Annotated in this window: 17 protein-coding genes and 1 riboswitch; of the genes, 15 read left to right on the forward strand and 2 right to left on the reverse strand. The window is 67.3% G+C overall.

What is annotated here, in order from left to right:
- The first annotated feature begins 147 nt into the window (after positions 1 to 147).
- The 15 genes from glyA to AB4Y92_RS06820 all read left to right on the forward strand — a co-directional run bounded on the left by glyA (position 148) and on the right by AB4Y92_RS06820 (position 17217).
- Entirely contained in the window at positions 148 to 1437 is a 1290-nt protein-coding gene (gene glyA, locus AB4Y92_RS06750; RefSeq protein ID WP_441818929.1) for a serine hydroxymethyltransferase, read from the forward strand.
- A 143-nt stretch (positions 1438 to 1580) separates the two neighbouring features.
- On the forward strand, positions 1581 to 2099 hold the full coding sequence (gene nrdR / locus AB4Y92_RS06755; RefSeq protein WP_215059434.1) for a transcriptional regulator NrdR: 519 nt from the start codon (positions 1581 to 1583) through the stop codon (positions 2097 to 2099).
- Between the two features lie 169 nt (positions 2100 to 2268).
- Positions 2269 to 3363: a bifunctional diaminohydroxyphosphoribosylaminopyrimidine deaminase/5-amino-6-(5-phosphoribosylamino)uracil reductase RibD gene (gene ribD / locus AB4Y92_RS06760; RefSeq protein WP_441818930.1), complete on the forward strand. Its 1095-nt coding sequence runs from the start codon at positions 2269 to 2271 to the stop codon at positions 3361 to 3363.
- Between the two features lie 181 nt (positions 3364 to 3544).
- Positions 3545 to 4321: a class I SAM-dependent methyltransferase gene (locus AB4Y92_RS06765; RefSeq protein ID WP_441818931.1), complete on the forward strand. Its 777-nt coding sequence runs from the start codon at positions 3545 to 3547 to the stop codon at positions 4319 to 4321.
- 357 nt (positions 4322 to 4678) lie between these two features.
- Positions 4679 to 4843, forward strand: a riboswitch (FMN riboswitch).
- A gap of 197 nt (positions 4844 to 5040) precedes the next feature.
- A complete protein-coding gene (locus tag AB4Y92_RS06770) occupies positions 5041 to 5652 on the forward strand; it encodes a riboflavin synthase (RefSeq protein WP_441818932.1) in 612 nt (203 codons plus the stop codon).
- Positions 5649 to 6824, forward strand: coding sequence for a 3,4-dihydroxy-2-butanone-4-phosphate synthase (gene ribB, locus AB4Y92_RS06775; RefSeq protein ID WP_441818933.1), 1176 nt, complete (start codon positions 5649 to 5651; stop codon positions 6822 to 6824). Before AB4Y92_RS06770 ends, ribB begins: the two co-directional genes overlap by 4 nt.
- Positions 6825 to 7229: 405 nt before the next feature.
- Positions 7230 to 7697 (forward strand): 6,7-dimethyl-8-ribityllumazine synthase, encoded by a 468-nt coding sequence (gene ribH / locus AB4Y92_RS06780; protein WP_215059424.1) that lies wholly within the window; start codon positions 7230 to 7232, stop codon positions 7695 to 7697.
- Complete coding sequence (gene nusB, locus AB4Y92_RS06785; RefSeq protein WP_057944130.1) at positions 7694 to 8155, forward strand: transcription antitermination factor NusB; 462 nt, start codon at positions 7694 to 7696, stop codon at positions 8153 to 8155. The genes ribH and nusB overlap by 4 nt, the downstream gene beginning before the upstream one ends.
- A gap of 51 nt (positions 8156 to 8206) precedes the next feature.
- Positions 8207 to 9229 (forward strand): thiamine-phosphate kinase, encoded by a 1023-nt coding sequence (thiL, locus tag AB4Y92_RS06790; RefSeq protein ID WP_441818934.1) that lies wholly within the window; start codon positions 8207 to 8209, stop codon positions 9227 to 9229.
- Between the two features lie 142 nt (positions 9230 to 9371).
- Positions 9372 to 12236: an ATP-binding protein gene (locus AB4Y92_RS06795; protein WP_441818935.1), complete on the forward strand. Its 2865-nt coding sequence runs from the start codon at positions 9372 to 9374 to the stop codon at positions 12234 to 12236.
- Between the two features lie 56 nt (positions 12237 to 12292).
- Positions 12293 to 13021, forward strand: coding sequence for a response regulator (locus tag AB4Y92_RS06800; protein WP_441818936.1), 729 nt, complete (start codon positions 12293 to 12295; stop codon positions 13019 to 13021).
- A gap of 225 nt (positions 13022 to 13246) precedes the next feature.
- Positions 13247 to 13726, forward strand: coding sequence for a hypothetical protein (locus tag AB4Y92_RS06805; protein ID WP_441818937.1), 480 nt, complete (start codon positions 13247 to 13249; stop codon positions 13724 to 13726).
- Positions 13727 to 13822: 96 nt separating this feature from the next.
- Entirely contained in the window at positions 13823 to 15175 is a 1353-nt protein-coding gene (locus AB4Y92_RS06810; RefSeq protein ID WP_441818938.1) for a hypothetical protein, read from the forward strand.
- A 49-nt stretch (positions 15176 to 15224) separates the two neighbouring features.
- Positions 15225 to 15869: a hypothetical protein gene (locus AB4Y92_RS06815; protein WP_441818939.1), complete on the forward strand. Its 645-nt coding sequence runs from the start codon at positions 15225 to 15227 to the stop codon at positions 15867 to 15869.
- Between the two features lie 172 nt (positions 15870 to 16041).
- Positions 16042 to 17217, forward strand: coding sequence for a hypothetical protein (locus AB4Y92_RS06820; RefSeq protein ID WP_441818940.1), 1176 nt, complete (start codon positions 16042 to 16044; stop codon positions 17215 to 17217).
- A 150-nt stretch (positions 17218 to 17367) separates the two neighbouring features.
- Here the strand turns inward: AB4Y92_RS06820 and AB4Y92_RS06825 are convergent, their stop codons facing one another.
- Both AB4Y92_RS06825 and AB4Y92_RS06830 read right to left on the reverse strand, forming a co-directional pair.
- Positions 17368 to 18756, reverse strand: coding sequence for an FAD-binding oxidoreductase (locus tag AB4Y92_RS06825; RefSeq protein ID WP_441818941.1), 1389 nt, complete (start codon positions 18754 to 18756; stop codon positions 17368 to 17370).
- Positions 18753 to 19295 carry a metal-dependent hydrolase gene (locus tag AB4Y92_RS06830; RefSeq protein ID WP_441818942.1) on the reverse strand — a complete coding sequence of 181 codons (543 nt, stop codon included), beginning with the start codon at positions 19293 to 19295 and terminating at the stop codon, positions 18753 to 18755. The genes AB4Y92_RS06825 and AB4Y92_RS06830 overlap by 4 nt, the downstream gene beginning before the upstream one ends.
- Positions 19296 to 19401: the final 106 nt, after the last annotated feature.

Here is a 19401-nt window from a genome sequence, read left to right on the forward strand (position 1 = left end):
CTTGGCGGTTGGCCGCCATACGCCCCTAGGCTAACATTTCAAGTCTTGCGTCAAGCCACCGGCACGTTAACGGCACCGCGTGCGTTGCCGGCCCGGCCCGTCAGACCTCCTCCCCCTTCCCCGTCCGCTCTTTCCCCGAGGCCGCGAATGTTTCCCAGCCACACCCGTATTGCCGGATTCGACGATGAACTCGCCCAGGCCATCGCCGACGAGGCGCGTCGCCAGGAAGACCACGTCGAACTGATCGCCTCGGAGAACTACGCCAGCCCGCGCGTGCTGGAGGCCCAGGGCAGCGTGCTGACGAACAAGTACGCCGAGGGCTACCCGGGCAAGCGTTATTACGGCGGCTGCGAATTCGTGGACGTCGCCGAGCAGCTGGCGATCGACCGGGTCAAGCAGCTGTTCGACGCCGATTACGGCAACGTGCAGCCGCATTCGGGCTCGCAGGCCAACCAGGCGGTGTATTTCGCCCTGCTCAACCCGGGCGACACCATCCTGGGCATGAGCCTGGCCCACGGCGGCCACCTGACCCACGGCGCCAAGGTCAACGCCAGCGGCAAGCTGTTCAACGCCGTGCAGTACGGCGTCAACGAGCAGGGCCTGATCGATTACGACGAAGTCGAGCGCCTGGCCCTGGAGCACAAGCCGAAGATGGTCGTGGCCGGCTTCAGCGCCTATTCGCAGGTGGTGGACTGGGCGCGTTTCCGCGCCATCGCGGACAAGATCGGCGCTTACCTGTTCGTGGACATGGCCCACGTCGCCGGCCTGATCGCCGCCGGCGTCTACCCCAGCCCGGTCCCGCACGCGCATGTGGTCACCTCGACGACCCACAAGACCCTGCGCGGCCCGCGCGGCGGCATCATCGTGGCTAAGCGCTGGGAATCGGCGGTGGACACCGGCACTGGCGCTGTGGATTTCGACGAGATGCAGAAGAAGCTGCAGAGCATCGTTTTCCCCGGCATCCAGGGCGGCCCGCTGATGCACGTGATCGCGGCCAAGGCGGTGGCGTTCAAGGAAGCGCTGGAGCCGGAGTTCAAGGACTATCAGGCCCAGGTCGTGAAGAACGCCCAGGCCATGGCCAAGACCATCATCGCGCGCGGCTACAAGATCGTTTCCGGCGGCACCCAGAACCATCTGATGCTGGTGGACATGATCGGCAAGGGCATCACCGGCAAGGACGCGGAAGCCGCGCTCGGCCGCGCCCACATCACCGTCAACAAGAACGCGGTGCCCAACGATCCGCAGAAGCCATTCGTGACCTCGGGCCTGCGCATCGGCACTCCGGCCGTCACCACCCGCGGCTACAAGGAACCCGACTGCGTCGCCCTGGCCGAGTGGATCTGCGACGTGCTCGACAACCCGAAGGACGAGAAGGTCATCGCCGGGGTGCGCGAGAACGTGACCAAGCAGTGCGCTCAGTTTCCGGTTTACGGCTGAGAACGAGGAATGAGTTATGAGGAGTGAGGAACGGGTAAGAGCAACTGCTTTGTGGCTTGTTCTTATTGCTGGTTCAGAGGACAGTGGCCGGGTTTTCGGCTTTTCCACTCAGTCCTCACTCCTTTCGACTCACTCCTAGCCCAATGCACTGTCCCTTCTGCCAGCACGTGGACACCCGGGTCATCGACTCGCGCGTGTCCGACGACGGCGCCACCATCCGGCGGCGCCGCGTCTGCGAGGCTTGCGGGGAACGTTTCAGTACGATCGAGACGATCGAACTCAAGCTGCCGGTGATCATCAAGGGCGATGGCCGCCGCGAGGCCTTCGACGCGCGCAAGCTGCGCGCCGGCTTCGATCGCGCGCTGCAAAAGCGCCCGGTCTCGGAAGAACAGATCGAATCGGCGGTGCGCGCGGTGGTCCATCAACTGCGCATGACCGCCGAGCGCGAACTGGCCTCGCGCCGGATCGGCGAATTCGTCATGGCCGAACTGCGCAAGCTCGACCATGTCGGCTACGTGCGCTTCGCCTCGGTGTACCGCTCGTTCGAGGACGTGGCCGATTTCCGCGAGGAGCTCGACCGGCTGGAACGCGATATTCCCGGCGACGGGCAGTTGCCGCTGTTGGGCGAGGACGAACCGCGGCTGGACAAGAAGAAACGTTGAACTGCGCGGCGGAGCGGTTGCGGTGTGCGACCGGCGTTCGGCGAGAAACGGCGGAGATCGGATTTCGGTCTCGCGCTTGATCGGCTTTCCAAACGCAGGCGCTGAGTCGCAGCTTTATCCGGCAATCTGATCTGCGATTTCCCGACGCCACTCATTTCAAGCGCGTGCCATGACCACGAACTTCAGCGCCACCGATCACGCCCACATGGCCCGCGCCCTGCGCCTGGCCGAGAAGGGCGCCTACACCACCAAACCCAATCCGATGGTCGGCTGCGTGATCGCGCACGGCGAGGAAGTCGTCGGCGAGGGCTGGCACGTGCGTGCCGGCGAGCCGCACGCGGAAGTGCATGCGCTGCGCGCGGCCGGCGAGCGCGCGCGCGACGCGACCGCCTACGTGACCCTGGAGCCGTGCGCGCACACCGGCCGCACCGGGCCGTGCAGCGATGCGCTGATCGAAGCCGGCGTGGCGCGCGTGGTTGCGGCGATGCGCGACCCGTTCCCGCAAGTGGACGGCGCCGGTTTCGCCAAGCTGCAGGCGGCCGGCATCGCGGTGGAAAGCGGACTGATGGAAACCCAGGCGCGCGCGCTCAATCGCGGTTTTCTCTCGCGCGTGGAGCGTGGACGGCCGTGGCTGCGGGTCAAGCTGGCGACCAGCCTGGACGGCCGCAGCGCGCTGGCCAGCGGCGAGTCCAAGTGGATCAGCGGCGAGGCCTCGCGCCTGGACGTGCAGCACTGGCGCGCGCGCTGCGGAGCGATCGTGACCGGCGCCGGCACCGTGCTGGCCGACGATCCTTCGCTGACCGTGCGCCTGGGCGACGACACCGCTTTCGTCGCGCCGCTGCGGGTGGTGCTCGATCCCGGTCTGGCCACGGTCGCGCGCGGCCGCGTGCGCGAGGGCGATGCGCCGACCTTGTACCTGCATGCGCCCGACGCCAAGCCGCCGCGCGATTTCAGCGCCCAGCACGCGGCGGTGCCGGTGCGCGAGGGCCGCATCGACCTGGAAGCGGTACTCAAGCTGTTGGCCGAGCGCGGCGTCAACGAAATTCAGCTGGAAGCCGGCGCCACCCTGGCCGGCGCGTTTCTCGCCCAGGGGCTGGTCGATGAGGTGTTGCTGTACGTCGCGCCGGTGTTGCTGGGCGAGAACGCGCGGCCCCTGTTCGATGGCCTGGGCATCGAGGCGATGACTCACAAGCTGCAACTGGATGTGATCGATGTGCGCCGGCTCGGCGAGGACACGCGGGTGTTGTTGCAGCCCAGGCGCTAGAAATGAGTGGAGAGGAGTGAGGAGTGAGTGAGATCAAGAGCGTTGGCGGTTGCGACCACGCGGGTTCGCCGGTTTTTACCGATTCTCATCAGTGCGCAGAGATGTTCGCCCTACTCACGCTGCCTTCGCTCTTGATCCCGCTCACTCCTCACTCCTCTTCACTCACTGTTAGCTCCAACTCATGAGCCCGAACGCGTTCAAGGACCATTTCTCCGCGATCGCCGGCGCCTACGCGGCGGCGCGGCCGGAGTATCCGACTGCCTTGTTCGAGCAGATCGCGCGCCACGTGCCGGCGCAGGCGCGGGTGTGGGAGCCCGGCTGCGGCAGCGGCCAGGCCACACGCGGATTGGCCGCGCATTTCGCTCAGGTGCACGCCACCGATCCGAGCGCGCAGCAGATCGAACAGCACTGGGCGCGCGAGGCGGCGATGCGCGGCGACGGACCGGTCAGTCTGGCGATCGAGCCGGGCGAGTGCACCGAACTGGCCGATGGCAGCGTGCAACTGGTCGCGGTGGCGCAGGCCGTGCATTGGTTCGATCGCGAACGCTTCTTCGCCGAGTGCGATCGCGTGCTCGCGCCGGGCGGCGTGCTGGCGGCGTGGGCCTACGGCGATTTCCTGGCCCCGGAAGGCATGGTCGAGGCGGTGGCGGCGTTCCGCTTCCAGATCGACGAATACTGGCAGCGCGAAAACGCCGAAGTCCGCGACGGCTACGCCGGCTATGCGTGGCCGTTCGCGGCGTTGCCGACGACGCCGGTGTGGCTGGAAGCGGAGTGGGGCCTGGGGCGTTTTCTCGGCTATCTGAACAGTCTGTCGGCCAGCGAGCGCTGCCGCGCCGCGACCGGCGACGACCCGGTCGCGATGCACCGCACCGCCTTGACCCAGACCTGGGGCATGGCCGAGGACGTGCGCACGATCCAGTGGCCGCTGCATCTGCATTTGCGGCGTAAGGCGGAATGATTCAGGTGGGGGCGTAACCTTCGGGCCGTCATTCCCGCGAAGGGCGGGTCAGAGCCTTTAGCGCGATCCGCCACGCCGTCATTCCCGCAAAGGCGGGAATCCAGAGACTTCAGCGCCATTCCTCCAGACCGTCATTCCCGCGAACGCGGGAATCCAGTGTCTTTGTCGTGGGCTGCACGAAAGTCGCTGGATTCCCGCGTTCGCGGGAATGACGACGAGAGAGAGGCGTCGCCACCCGAAAGCACCCCAACCCCCGCACCCACAGAACAAACCATCCGCCCCCAGCCAGCCCCGGACAACCGGCCCCCGCGCCCCCGGTGCTAAACTCCCCCCGCCGGTTCGCCGGCACACTACAGGTAACGTCTTCAGGGCGGGGCGAAACTCCCCACCGGCGGTAGGCGCGGCAACGCGCGAGCCCGCGAGCGCCTGCGGATCCCGGCCTCGGCCGCGCGAACCGCAGGGTCAGCAGATCCGGTCCAATGCCGGAGCCGACGGTCACAGTCCGGATGAAAGAAGACGGCTACGCGCGAGCCCGTTCGCGAACATGTTCGCGCGCACGGGCGAGACGACTCCCGCGGCCCCGGCCGCGCGTCGTGCGTTGTCTTCAAAGCCTTGAGGCGTTTTTCGCTCACTTCATGCGGGAAACGTTTCATGACCCAGTTCAATGGCAACACCGGCGCGGCCTCGCGCCCGATCGCCCTCCGTCGGGAGGTGCGCTGATGTTCACCGGCATCATCGAAGGCGTCGGCAGCCTTGCCGCCACGCAGGACCTGGGCGGGGATGTGCGGTTGCGCATCGCTACCGGGACGCTGGATTTCTCCGAGCCCAAGTTGGGTGAAAGTATTTCGGTCAATGGGGTGTGCTTGACCGTGATTGCGTTCGGCTCCGAGTGGTTCGACGCCGACGCCTCCACCGAAACCCTGTCGCTGACCACGCTGGGCGCGCTCAAGCCCGGCGCGTTGACCAATCTGGAACGCGCGATGCGCCCGACCGACCGCCTCGGCGGCCACATGGTCAGCGGCCACGTCGATGGCGTCGGCGCGGTGCTGTCGGTGCACGAGGACGCGCGCGCGCAGCGCTGGCGCTTCCGCGCGCCGCAGCCGCTGCTGCGCTACATCGCCAAGAAAGGCTCGATCTGCGTCGACGGCGTCAGCCTGACGGTCAACGAAGCCGACAGCGAAGGCTTCGAGGTCGCGTTGATTCCGCACACCGTGCAGAACACTGCGTTTGCGCAGACCGGCGTGGGCGCTTCGGTCAATCTGGAAATCGATCTGGTGGCCCGTTACGTCGAGCGTCTGCTCGGCGAGCGCCGGCCCGGGGGTGCGGCATGAGTTTCGCGAGCGTTCCCGAACTGCTGGAAGAAATCCGCGCCGGCCGCATGGTGGTGATCGTCGATGACGAAGACCGCGAGAACGAAGGCGATCTGATCATGGCCGCCGAACTCGTGCGTCCGGCCGACATCAACTTCATGGTCACCCACGCCCGCGGCCTGGTGTGTCTGTCGCTGATGCGCGAGCGCTGCCTGCAACTGGGCCTGGGCCCGATGGTGCGCGACAACACGTCCTCGCACCACACCAACTTCACCGTCAGCATCGAAGCGGCCGAAGGCGTCACCACCGGCATTTCCGCCTACGACCGCGCGCATACCGTGCGCACGGCGGTGCGGCCCGACGCCAAGCCGTCGGATCTGGCCCAGCCCGGCCACATCTTCCCGCTGATGTCGCAGCCCGGCGGCGTGCTCAGCCGCGCCGGCCACACCGAGGCGGCGAGCGATCTGGCCCTGCTGGCCGGCCTGGAACCGGCCGGCGTGCTGGTCGAGATCCTCAACGCCGACGGCAGCATGGCGCGGCGTCCGCAGTTGGAAGCCTTCGCCGCCGAACACGGGCTCAAGATCGGTTCGATCGAGGAATTGATCCGCTATCGCCTGGCCACCGAGCACACGGTCGAGCGCGTGGATGCGCGCGAGATCGAAACCGAGCACGGCCCGTTCCAGTTGCTGAGCTATCGCGACCGCCTGACCCATTCGCTGCATTTCGCCCTGACCCGCGGCGCCGCCGACGCGAACACGCCGACCCTGGTGCGCGTGCATGTGCAAAATCCGCTGGCCGACGCGCTGCATTGGCGTCGCCCGGACTTCGGCCCGGCGGTCGGCGACGTGCTGGCCGCGATCGCGAGCGAAGGCCGCGGCGCGCTGGTGCTGCTGGCCGACCATGCCGACGCCGAGGCCTTGCTGGCGCGCGTGCGCGAGCAGCCGGCCACGCACGCGGACGGGCACGGCGCGCACGAGCCCGCGTTTGAGGGGCAGGGCGGACCGGCCCAGACCGAGCCGCCGACCCGCGGCCACGCCCTGCTGGAATGGCGGCGCAACGGCGCCGGCGGCCAGATCCTGGCCGACCTGGGCCTGGGCAAGCTGCGCGTGCTGGGCACGCCCCGGCGCCAGATCGGCCTGGCCGGGTTCGGGCTGGAAGTGGTCGAGTACGTGGATATCGCGGCGCTGGGCTGAGGCCGGCTGGCGATTCGATGCGGCGGCTGGCGGCCGATGGTCGCCGGCCGCGGTTCGTTGCTTCCATGCCGTCATTCCCGCGAGGGCAGGAACCTAGCGACTTCAGCGTCATCTCTCCAAACCGTCATTCCCGCGAACGCGGGAATCCAGAGACTTCAGCGCCATCCCCTCCAGCCCCTCATTCCCGCGAAGGCGGGCTCCGCTTTACTTCGGCGGAGCCGAACATCCAGCGACTTCAAACGTCCTCGCACGAAAGGCCCTGGATTCCCGCCTTCGCGGGAATGACGAGCAAAAACGAAGGCCGGGCCAACCCCCAGCCACCGCCCACCCAACCGGCAGCCAATGCCTGCACCCGGTAAACTAGCCCCCTTTCGTCCAGCCCCCCTCAGTTCAGCGGACCCCGTCATGCCCCATTACGAAGGCGACCTGCGCAGCCCGCCGGGCGCGCGCTACGCCATCATCGCCAGCCGCTGGAACCCGCGCATCACCGACACCCTGGTGGCCGGTGCGCGCAAGACCTTCGCCGAACACGGCGTCACCGAGGACGCCATCGACGTGATCCGCGTCCCCGGCGCCTGGGAACTGCCGGTGCTCGCGCGCCGCCTCGCGCTCGCCGGCCGGCACGCCGCCGTGGTCGCGCTGGGCTGCGTGGTGCGCGGCGACACCCGTCATTACGAACAAGTCGCCGACGGCTGCTCCGATGGCCTGATGCGCGTGTCGCTGGATCACGGCCTGGCCATCGCCAACGGCGTGCTCGCGGTGGAACGCCACGAGGACGCGGAAAACCGCGCCGGCGGCAGCCACGGCAACAAGGGCGAGGAAGCGGCGCTGGCCGCGTTGGAAATGAGTCACCTGCTGGAGCAACTGTCATGAATCGCCGCCGTCAGGATGGAATCGACCCCGTAGCGCGTTCGCGCGCCCGCCGCCGCGCGCTGCAGGCCGTGTACGCCTGGCAGCTGTCGGGCGCCAAGGTCAACGACGTGATCTCGCAGTTCGCCCACGAGCAGGCCCACGAAGTGGCCGACCTGATCTATTTCGAGGATCTGGTGCGCGGCGTGGACCAACATCAGGACGATCTGGATCAGGCGCTCACGCCGTTCCTGGATCGCGAGATCGAGCAGGTCGATCCGATCGAGCGCGCGACCCTGCGCATCGCCGCCTACGAACTGCGCCATCGCCCCGACGTGCCGTATCGCGTGGTCATCAACGAGGCGATCGAAACGGTCAAGCGCTTCGGCGCCGAGCACGGACACACCTACGTCAACGGCGTGCTCGACCATGCCGCCGCGCAATGGCGCGCGGTGGAATTCAACGCTTCCAAGAAGAAGTGATCCGCTCGCGCCGCGCCCGTTGAACACGGCGGGCGCGCCGGGACCGTCGCGATGAGCGCAGCCGAATTCGACCTGATCGCACGCATCCGCGCCCGCGCGGCGACGCGCGAGGACGTGGTGCTGGGCATCGGTGACGACGCCGCTTTGCTGCAGCCGCCGCCGGGTCGGCAATTGGCGGTCGCCACCGACACGCTCAACCGCGGCGTGCATTTCGGCGACGACGCGGCCGTGGCCGATATCGGCTGGAAAGCGCTGGCGGTGAATCTGTCCGATCTGGCCGCGATGGGCGCCGATCCGGCCTGGTGCACCTTGTCGTTGTCGCTGCCCGATGAGGGCGGCGAGTCGCGCCAAGCGTTCGTCGACGGTTTTCTCGATGGTTTCCTGGAACTGGCCGCGCAACACCGCGTGGCCCTGGTCGGCGGCGACACCACGCGCGGGCCCTTGTCGGTGTGCGTGACCGTGATCGGTTTCGTCGAACCCGGCTGGGCGTTGCGTCGCGACGCGGCGCAGGTCGGCGACGAAATCTGGGTCACCGGTTCGCTCGGCGACGCCGCGGCAGCGCTGGCGCTGGCCGGTGTCGCGCCGTACTGCGAACACGAAGTGCGGCGCAACAGCGGCGATGCGCGAACCGACGCCGCACGCCTGCGCGAACGTCTGCATCGGCCGACGCCGCGGGTGGCGATGGGCCGCGCACTGCGCGGATTGGCCCGCGCCGGCATCGACGTGTCCGATGGCCTGCTTGCCGATCTCGGCCACCTGTGCGCGGCCTCCGCGGTCGGCGCCTGCATCGACGCAGAAGCCTTACCGGCGTCGGCGGCTTTGCTAGCGGCATGCGAGAGCGATGCGCGTCGGGCCTTGCAGCTCAGCGGCGGCGACGACTACGAACTGTGCTTCACCGCGCCGCCGCGGCAGCGCGCGGTGATCGCCCAGGCCTTGCGCAAACTCGACACGCCGGCTTGCGTGATCGGCCGCATCGAAGCCGCGCCGGCCGCGGCGACGCCGCCGGTGCGCGTGCGCCTGGCCGACGGCTCGGCGTGGACGCCGGCCCGCAGCGGCTACCAGCACTTCGCTTGATCGGCCGCGGCGGCGCTCGCCGACGCGCCGTCGTTCGCGCCCGCGCCCGGACGCCGCGCACGGAAGGTCTGGATCGAACGACACAGTCGAACGCACGCCCCGGCGCGTAAGCTCGGCCAGTCCCGAAGCTCGGCGCAGTGCGATGGAGCGAGTCCTGACGGTCTGGCTGGCGTTGCTGACGGCACTATGCGCCGGTCGCGCGGCTGCGCAACGCAATCATTCGGTGTTCTACGACCAGAGCCAGGGCCTGAATTCCGGCGAAGTGTCGGCGCTGGCGCAGGACCGCGACGGCTTCCTCTGGCTGGGTACGTTCGGCGGACTGGTCCGCTTCGACGGACGCACCTTCAAGTCCTGGGGCCGCGAACACCTGCACGAACCGACCATGATCGTGGTGACCCACGGCGATGAACTGATCGCGGCGACCAAGGTCGGCGTCGCTTACCAGCGCCGCGGCGATAGCCTGGAACCCTGGCGCGGCCCGCAAGGGCGCGTGGTGCGCGATCTCAACGCGGCCTTATTCGACGCACAGGGACGGCTGTGGGCAGTGCTGGGCGAACGCGTGTGGCGGCGCGATCCCGACGGCCGCTGGCATTCGCTCGCGATGGCGACGATCGACGGCGAAATCCCCTGGCGGTTGTGGCCGCTGCGCGATGGCGTCGCCTTGGTCACCGATCGCGGCGCATGGCGCTTGAATCCGGACGCCAGCGCGCAGCGGTTGCTGAGCCAGCCCGGATTGTTCGCGGTCGCCGGCGGCGGCGACGCGCCGTATTGGTTCGTCGGCCATCGCACCGAGAAGATCCCGCCCCTGATCTGGCGCAAGGACGCGCGCGGCCTGCGCAGTTTTTTGCGCCCGCACGGCCGCGCCATCGATCTGGTCGAGCGCGGCGGCCTTTTGTGGCTGTCGCTGGATCATGTGCTGGTCACCGTCTCCGACGACGGCAGCCAGCGCCTGCAGGACCTGCGCCAGGGCGTGCCCAGCGGCGGACCGTTGCTGATCGATCGCGAAGCCAGCCTGTGGCTGGGCACCTTCGTCGGCCTGCTGCATTTCCCCGGGCCGCGCACCTGGCAATGGACCGAGCTGGAAGGCATGCCGTCCAACCATGTATTCCGCGCCGCGCCGTATCGCGGACAGATGTGGATAACGACCTGGGCCGGCGTGGTGCGTTTCGACGCGGACGCGATGCGCAGGCTCGACCCGCTGCCCGGTCCGCTGATCGGCGGGGTGCCGTGCGAGGACAGCGAGGGCGGACTATGGCTGACCCGCGGCGGGCTGATTTATCGCCTCGACCGCTCCGGCCTGCGCCGGGCCGCGGCCCCGGCGCGACCGTTGCCGGAATTCATGAGCACCGGCTGCGCCGTCGATGCGCAGCGGCGCTGGTGGTTGAACACCACCGGCGGGCTGTTCCGGATCGAACGCGGTATCGAGCATGACATCGAACGCGCCGATACCCGCGCGATCGAACTGGCCGCGGCCTCCGATCCGCAGGAACCGACCTTGATCGCGCTGACCGAGCGCGACGAACTGTTGCGCGTCGGTGGCGGCCAGGCCTGCTGGTATCGCACCGACACGACGATGCCGCTGCGGCCGCGCCATTGCATCGCCGCGCCGCGCTCGTCGGGTTCCGGACCGTTGCAACGCGTCGGTGCGCAACGTTACTGGTACGCCAGCGTCAACGGCCTGCAGGAACTGCGCGGCGAGACGATCCGGCGGCTGCCCGGCAACGACTCGCTGCCGGTGAACTACATGGGCATGGTGCGCGCGTCGCCGCGAGGCGGTTATTGGGTCGCCGGCGGCGGCAGCTTGTGGCGGCTCGCGCCTTGCGACGAGTGCGCGCAAGGTTGGCGCGTACTCGAACAACCCGGCGCGATGCAGGGCATGCCCGGCAACGCGGCGACCGGCGCCTTCGAGCGCGACAACGGCGACTTGTGGGTGGTCGGCAATCGCGGCGTGATCGCGGTCCCGGCCAGTGAACGGCAGTTGCGCACGCCGGCGCCGAACGTACGGTTGGTGCGGGTCACGCTGGACGGACGCGAGCACGATCCGGACCAGCCGCTGCGCCTGTCGCCGCAACAGCGCCGGCTCGACCTGGAATACGCCGCGCTGACCTATCGCGACCGCGGCCTGCTGCGTTTTCGTTCGCGCACCTCCGATCGCGATCGGTGGTCGAAGGCGGGCAACGAGGCGACCCTGCAACTGATCGATCTGCCCGCCGGCGACTATCGCGTGCAGATGCAGGCGAGTCTGGACGGCAGGCATTGGTCGTCGGCGCGGGCCTTCGCGTTCCAGGTCGCGCCGTCGTGGTGGGCGACGTGGTGGGCGCGATTGATCTGGCTGAGCGCGCTGGTCGCTGTGGGCGTCGTCCTGTATCGACTGCGGGTGCGGCAACTGTTGCGATTGGAGCGGCAGCGCAACGAAATCGCCATGGACCTGCACGACGAAATGGGCTCCGGCCTGGGCTCGATCAGCGTGCTCGCCAACGTCGCCGCGCGCGAAGGTTACGACGAGGGCGAGCGGCGCCAGATCGCCGGCGAGATCGCCTCGGTCGCCGAGCTGCTCGGAGGCGGCCTGCGTTCGTTGGTGTGGACCATGCGCGAGAGCCGCGCCGGCCTGGCCGATCTGGCCGCGCAATTGGCCCAGCACGCCGGACGCCTGCTGCCGGGACCGGCGCCGGAACTGCGCATGCGCTGGCCGGAAGAATTCCCGCCCGGCACGGTGCGGCCGCAAGTGCGCCGGCACGTGTTGATGATCGCGCTGGAAGCGCTGCACAACGCCGCCCGCCATGCGCACGCGGCGCAAGTGGTGGTGGAATTGAGCGCGCAGGCCGCCGGCTGGCGGCTGCGTATCGACGACGATGGCGTCGGCTTCGACCCGGAGCATCCGGCGCGCCGCAGCGGCCTGGACACGATGCGCCAGCGCGCCCGCGCGATCGGCGCGCGCCTGGAACTGGACAGCGCGCCGGGCGCCGGCACCCGCATCGCGGTGTATTTCGAACCATTCGGTGGGTGAATGAACCCGTCGCGCTCGAACCCTTTCGACACACGGCGGGCGTGGATCGCATGCCCATGCGATATGCGGCCGCCGCCGCGACCTGCACGGTGCAACGCATGAACACCGTGCCTGCCGCGATCCGCGTGGCCGTGGTCGAAGACGATCCGCGCTACCGCGCCAGCCTGGAAACGCTGGCGCGGCATCTGCCGCGGTTCGCGCTGGTGGCCGCCTATGCGGCCGCCGAGCCGTTGCTCGCGCGCGCCGCTCAAGCGCAGCGTCGCGGCGAACAGCGGCCGTGGGACCTGGTGCTGATGGACATCGGTCTGCCGCAACTCGACGGCATCGAGGCCACGCGCAAACTCAAGGCGATGTTTCCCGAGGTGCGCGTGGTGGTGCTGACCGTGTTCGAGGAACCACACCGCGTGCTCGCCGCGATCTGCGCCGGCGCCGACGGCTACCTGCTCAAGAGTGCGATGGGCGCGCAGATCGGCGAGCAACTGGAGCAAGTCGCCGGCCACGGTGCGGCCTTGTCGCCGCAACTGGCGGCGACGGTGATGAACTTCATCCGCGTCGGCAACGCCCACGCGTTCAACCACGCGCTGCCGGCCGATCTGGGGCTGACGCCGCGTCAGCTGGACGTGCTGCGCGAACTGGTCAAGGGCAAGTCGTATCCGCAAGTGGCGCGCGCGCTGGAGATATCGCTGGATACCGTGCGCACCCATGTGAGGCGGATCTACGCCGCGCTGCAAGTGCACAGCGTCGCCGAAGCCGCGGCCTACGCGTTGCGGCATGGCCTGGTCTGATCGCGTTCCGCGTTGTGCGCGATCTTGTCGCATCGTCATGCGATAGAACAGCGATCACGGTGGAACTAGCCTGAGTTGGAGACGTCGGCAATCGCGTCGCAAGACGCCGTTGCCGAATTGGCCGCCCGCTACGCGGGATGCCATGTGCTCAATCAACTCTGTCGTCGGACCTTGTTGGCGTTCCGGACCGATTCGGCACTCATCACTCTACATAAGGACTTGGCCATGCCCAGCGCGACTATTCTTTCACTGCTCTGCGTCCAGCAGTCCACGGGGACTGACGCTGAAGTCAACCAAGCATTCGCGACTCTGCCGGAGATAATTCCGTTCGGGAACGTTGCAGGATTTTCGATCCTGGATGCAGTCAAACAAATTCCCGGAGTGATTGCGATCATCGATGCGGCGCGATCCGATCCCGACCAACTCTACATGACCACCAGCACCAATAGCGGGCGCGATCATGCCATCTGGCCGGAACCTGGCCGGAAAGTCGAGATGCAGGCCGGTCAATCGGAATCGCCGATGGTGGCGGTGAACTTTGGGTTCTCGCAGAACATTTCACTGTGGGATGCCGACGTGTCTGACGACGATCTGATGGGTTCGGTCACGATGTACGAATCCGAGCTTGGGGCCGGGGTGATCGCAAAGAAAGCCCAGTCGCTGATCGAAAGCTCCTGCTACTACGTCACTTACCGTGTCGATTGACGCCTCGGATCCGCGGAATTTTTCGTGCTTCGCGTGCGCCGCGATGATCGTCGGTGCTTGCGCGGACTCGGACGTTAACAAGCGAAGGAGATTGCTATGCCGGTCAAATTCATGAACTCGGCTGGGCGGCCGTCGTTGCAATTGGGACGCGGGGTGGATTCGGCAAGCGGCTCGCCTCTCGGTGTTGCGATAGTGCCCGACACGCCCATCATCGATCCCAACAACAGCGGCCAGATCGTCAGCTATGACGTCAACATAATCGAGACCTCGCAGGAGCTTGAGGAATCGCTCGGACTGTCCGTCGGCGCGGAAATGCGCTATGGCCTGTTTCAGGCCACTGGTAAGTTCGAGATGAGGGAAAAGACACAATACAAGGAATTTGCGACCTACATCATCGCGAAGTGCGATGTGCGAAATCCGCCCATCGGCCTGTTCGATCCCAGCGCCAAGCAGGCCGCCAAGGACATGCGCGCCCAGGATTCAAGTTTTGTCGCGATGTACGGGGACAGTTACGTGCGTGCTGCGCTGACGGGTGGCGAATTCTACGTAATCGTTGAGATCGTGCACTCGGAGGTGCAGGTGCAAAAGAGCCTCGCGGCAAGTCTGCAGGCCGAATACAACGCATTCTTTTCCAGTGCTGAAATCAGTTTCAGTCTATCCACCGACACCAAATCCAAGGCAAGTCAGTCGCAACTTCGCGTCATCCAGTACCAGGCTTCCGGTGTCGGGGTCGAGGTCAGCATCGTGACCGATGTAGCCGGTGTCATGGACCGTCTCAAGGACTTTCCGCGGATCGCTCAAGCGCATCCCATCTCCGTGCAGGTTGAACTCGCGCCCTATGCCAGCATTCCCGGCTTGCAGTCCAATGAGTTGGCAAAGTTCGAGTTGCGCGAATATCTTGACGATTGCGCTCGCAAGCGCACTACCTATAAGCAGGTCATCGACGAGTTGGATTTTTTGTTGGCCGGTCAGAATCGCGCCTATTTCGAGTCGCCTCCCGACGACGAGGAGGCCAGGCAATGGAGAACCGCTTACACCGAGGCCTGGGGTAAGGTCATGGCGCATGCAACCCGGTTGACGGAGGGAGGCGATATCACGCCCTACCTTGAAGTCGCGGGATTGCCGACGGTGAGATTGAAACGCCGAGTCCAGCCCGCGGCAGGCGATCAGGTCGCTGTTCCATCGCTCGTGGGTACGCAGGTGGACACGGCCCGGGACATGTTGTCGGCGGTCGGACTGCTGCCTATGCCCATGCCGCGCACTGTATCGGCGAGCGACAAGACCACGGCTCGATTGACCGTTCTTTCGCAGTCTCCGGCCGCGCAGGCATTGGCGGCGAAGGGAGCGCAGGTGCAACTGGACTATGCGGTCAACGCAAGCCGATTCGCCAGGCCGTTCAATGACGTCATGCGATCGGGTGCACTCAACGTCGTGAAGGTTCTGCGATAGCTCAAATACCCGAACCGGATCATCGATCGAATCAAATCAGGAGGATGACATGTTTCCTTTCAAGCCTTATAACGGCGAACAACTGGCTTACTATCAGCTGGGATTCGCCAAGGGCTATGTGGCCGATGCAAGCGAGGCGGATCCTTTCATCGGGATCCCGGATTTCGCGCGGGACGTTTATGCGGAAGGTCTTGCCGACGGCGCCGAGTACGGAGCTTGTGGATTTCCGATCGAGCCCAGATGCTTCCAACTGGTGCATGTCGAGCACAGCACTCCGAAGGTCGTGATTGAAGGCGTGGATACTGCGCTTGAGCTCTACGGCTTAGGTCATGTAGCAACGGCGGCGGAGGGCGCCGCGGCCGGAATTGCGGTGGAGGGTGCGTTGTTGGCCCTGATGGTATCGATCGCGCTGATGTCCCACACCGACGATCCGCAAGCGGTGTTGAACGTAAGCGACTATGCGAGCTTTACCCAGGCCCTGTCCGTCGTTGGCGATCCGGTATCGGTGGAGTTGTATTTCGGCTGCGGGATAGACCTCACGGTGGCTGGATGTGAGATGCAGGCGACCATGGTCTATAAATCCCTTGCCGACGCGAGGGCTGAACTGGATGCATTGGGGCGCCCAGTTGGCATGGTATTAGCGATTCGCACCGACATGAGTGGTTTCAACGTCGTCGATCACTTTGGCGGGTGATCTTGCGATCGGATGTCGGGCGGCCTGCAGTGTCTGAGGTTGGGTGCGTTGAACGCCGGAATTCAGGTTCATTTCATCGCGGCAGTGCCAGTTTCCGCTTAACCCACCCTTTATCCAGACTATGCATCCGACGATTCGGTCGATCTGTTTCGGGCGTTTTGGACGGATCGCATTGCCTTCGTCGGCGCTGGCGCTGCTGGTGCCGGCGCTGCTTAGCGGCTGCGGCGCGGTGCGTTCGATCGCCGGCATCAACACCGTCCATCTGCGCGACGCCAAGGTCAGCGCGATCCAGGCCGACATCGGCCCCGGGGTCAACACGATCTGCCCGCGCCAGCCGGTGCAGATGCACGTGGTGGTCACCGCGCAACTGCCGCGCCAACCGGCGCCGGCCAGCTTCGAGACCTGGAGCGGCAGCAACGGCACGCGTCGCAACGGCATGCTGGATTTTCGCAATTTCGTTTTTTCCAGCGCGCAGGGACGGTTCGACGAACTGGGTTGGTTCGCGCCGGATCCCGATGTGCTGGCGACGGTGGACAGCGGTTTCGCGATCAGCACGCAGTTGCTGCATCCGACCGCGTCGTTGGCGCAGACGCAGCATTACCCAGCCGATTACCGCTGCATCGTTGGTGTCGGCGCGCCCGGCGGACCCGGGCTGGAGGGGGCGGACGGCGCCAGCGGTTTCAGCGGCAGCGACGGACGCAGCGGTTACGACGGCCAGGACGGACAAAACGGCGGTCGCGGCGGCGACGGCATGCCGGGCGGCCCCGGTTTCCAAGGGCCGCGGCTGCGCATGTACGCCACCTTCGCGAGCACGCGGCTGTATCCGAAGCTGATCGCGGTGCGCGTGCTCGGCGATTTCGAGGACTTCGTGCTGGCGCCGGCGGATCGTCCGCTGACTCTGATCGCGACCGGCGGCATCGGCGGTGCGGGCGGCGACGGCGGCATGGGCGGCAGCGGCGGCGATGGCGGACGCGGCGAAGGCGACAAGGATCGCCCGGGTTACGGCGGCGATGGCGGCGACGGAGGCGATGGCGGTTACGGCGCGCCAGGCGGTATCGGCGGCGACGGCGGCGGGATCGAATTGGTCTACGACCGGCGTTATCCGGAACTCGCGCAACTGCTGCGTTTCGACGTTTCCGGCGGCCCTCCCGGCCCGGGCGGCGACGGCGGCAGCGGCGGCAGCCAGGGCAGCGGCGGCGGTGGCAGCCACTCGGGCCGCAGCGGACGTTACGGCACTTATGGTTCGACCGCTCCCGACGGTTTGCCGGGGCGTCCGGGACATGCCGAACTCAGCGCGGGCGATGTGTCGACATATTTTCGCGATCTGCCGGGCGTGCGGATGTTGTGAGCCGCGCCGCTGAGCAGGCGGGAACATTCAAGTCCAAGGTCCAGGCGCAGCATCGTTTCGAGCCGATACTTCAATCCACGCGTGTGCCGTGCAGGCGCTGCGAAACGAACAACAGCATCGCATCGGCGGTGAAAGGCACCGCCCGACGCCTTATTCGTCCGGCAGCAACTTGCCCGGATTGAGAATGCCGTCCGGATCGAACACCGTCTTCAACTGCCGCATCAACGCCAGCGTCTGCGCGCCCACCGCCTGCGGCATGAATTCGCGCTTGGCCAGGCCGATGCCGTGTTCGCCCGACAAGGTGCCGCCCAGCGCCAGCGCCAGTTCGAACACGCGGTTCATCGCGCGGTGCCCGCGCTGGTTCTGCGATTCGTCGGCCGGGTCGTAGAGCAGGTTGACGTGCAAATTGCCGTTGCCGGCGTGGCCGAAGCACACGATCGGCAAGTCGAATTCGCGCGACAGCGCCTGCACGCCATCGACCAGTTCCGGAATACGCGAGACCGGCACCACCACGTCTTCGTTGATCTTGCCCGGCGCCAGCGTGCGCAGCGACGGCGACAGCGCCTTGCGCGCGGCCCAGAGTTTTTCGCGCGCGGCTTCGTCGGCGGCGTCGTCGAGCGAAAGCAGGCCGTCGCCGGCGGCGGCGCGTTTCAAGGCTTCGATCGCATACGGCAAGGTCTGCGCATCGCCGTCGGCTTCGATCATCAGCAAGGCGCCGGCCTCGTGCGGCAGATCGGCACCGCCGACGTCGCGCGCCAGTTGCACCGCGTGCGCGTCCATGAATTCCAGCATCGACGGCGTCACCGGTTGCGCCATCAGCCGCGCGACCGCGAGCGCGGCCGAGGACACGTCGCGATAGATCGCGCGCACCGCCGCGCGCGCCGGCGCCGACGGCGTCAGGCGCAGGCTGGCTTCGACGATCAGCGCCAGCGTGCCTTCGCTGCCGACCAGGAGACGATGCAAGTCGTACCCGGTCGAACCCTTGGTCGTGGCCGTGCCGCACACGATCAATTCGCCCGCGCCGGTCACCGCGGTCAGCGCCAGCACGTTGTCGCGGCTGGCGCCGTACTTCACCGCGCGCGGGCCGCCGGCGTTGCAGGCCAGATTGCCGCCGACGGTGCTGAACGCCGCGCTGGTCGGGTCCGGCGGCCAGAACAGGCCGTGAGCCTTGAGCGCGGTCTGCAGATCGCCGTTGAGCACGCCGGGTTCGACGATCGCGCAGCGGTCGCCGGGACGGATTTCGACGATGCGGTTCATGCGCTCGAACGAGACCACCACGCCGCCGGCGATCGGCACCGATGCGCCGGTGGTGTTGGTGCCGCGTCCGCGCGCGACCACCGGCACGCGATGGCGCCGGCACGCGCGCACCAGCGCCTGCACTTGCTCGCGGTTGTGCGGTAGCGCGACCGCGTCGGGCAACGCTTGCCGGCGCGAGTTGTCGTAAGCGTAGGACAGCCGGTCGCCCGGATCGGTCAGCCACGCGTCGCCGAGCAGCCGCGCGAGTTCCTCGTGCAAGGCCGGCGGCAGGCGGCTGCTCATCGCGCCGGTTCCGCGCGCATCGACATCCGCCGCAACGCCGCGCCGAGCGCGCCGACGGCGAGCGCGGGCAGCACGATCCAGCGCGCTTCCGACCACAGCACCTGCAAGCCGCGCGCGCTGAAGAAACGCGCGCCGATCGGCGAGACTTCGATCGGCCTCCACGGCGCGAAGATGCGCGCGTCCGACCACGGCCAATACAGCGCCACGCCGAGACCGCCGTCGGTCAGCGCATCCAGCAGCGGATGCGAGGCGGCGCAAACGAACAGCCACAAGGCCGCGCGCGACGGCGGCGCGCGCAACCAGCGCGAAGCCAGCGCGCCGAATACGGCGAGGATCGCCGCGAAGGCGAAGGAATGGCTGGCGCCGCGATGGCCGAAGTCGTCCGCGTAGGCGATGCCGAGCTTGAACGCGACCACGTCGGCGTCGGGCAGCATCGCCGCGATCGCGCCGGCGACCAACAGCCGCGGCGGAATCGTGCGCGGGCCCAGCGCCCAGCCCAGGGCGAGCGGAACCACGGCGTGGGTCATGATGGTCGGCATAGTGGGCTCATGGTATCGCCGCGGGCCGGCGGTTGCTGCTGGCGGATCGCCGCGCAGCGGCGAAGTCTTTTGTAGGAGGGGCTTCAGCCCCGATGCTTTTCGATCA

The organism is Lysobacter sp. TAB13 (assembly GCF_052113885.1).
In the GTDB taxonomy this organism is placed as follows: domain Bacteria; phylum Pseudomonadota; class Gammaproteobacteria; order Xanthomonadales; family Xanthomonadaceae; genus Lysobacter; species Lysobacter gummosus.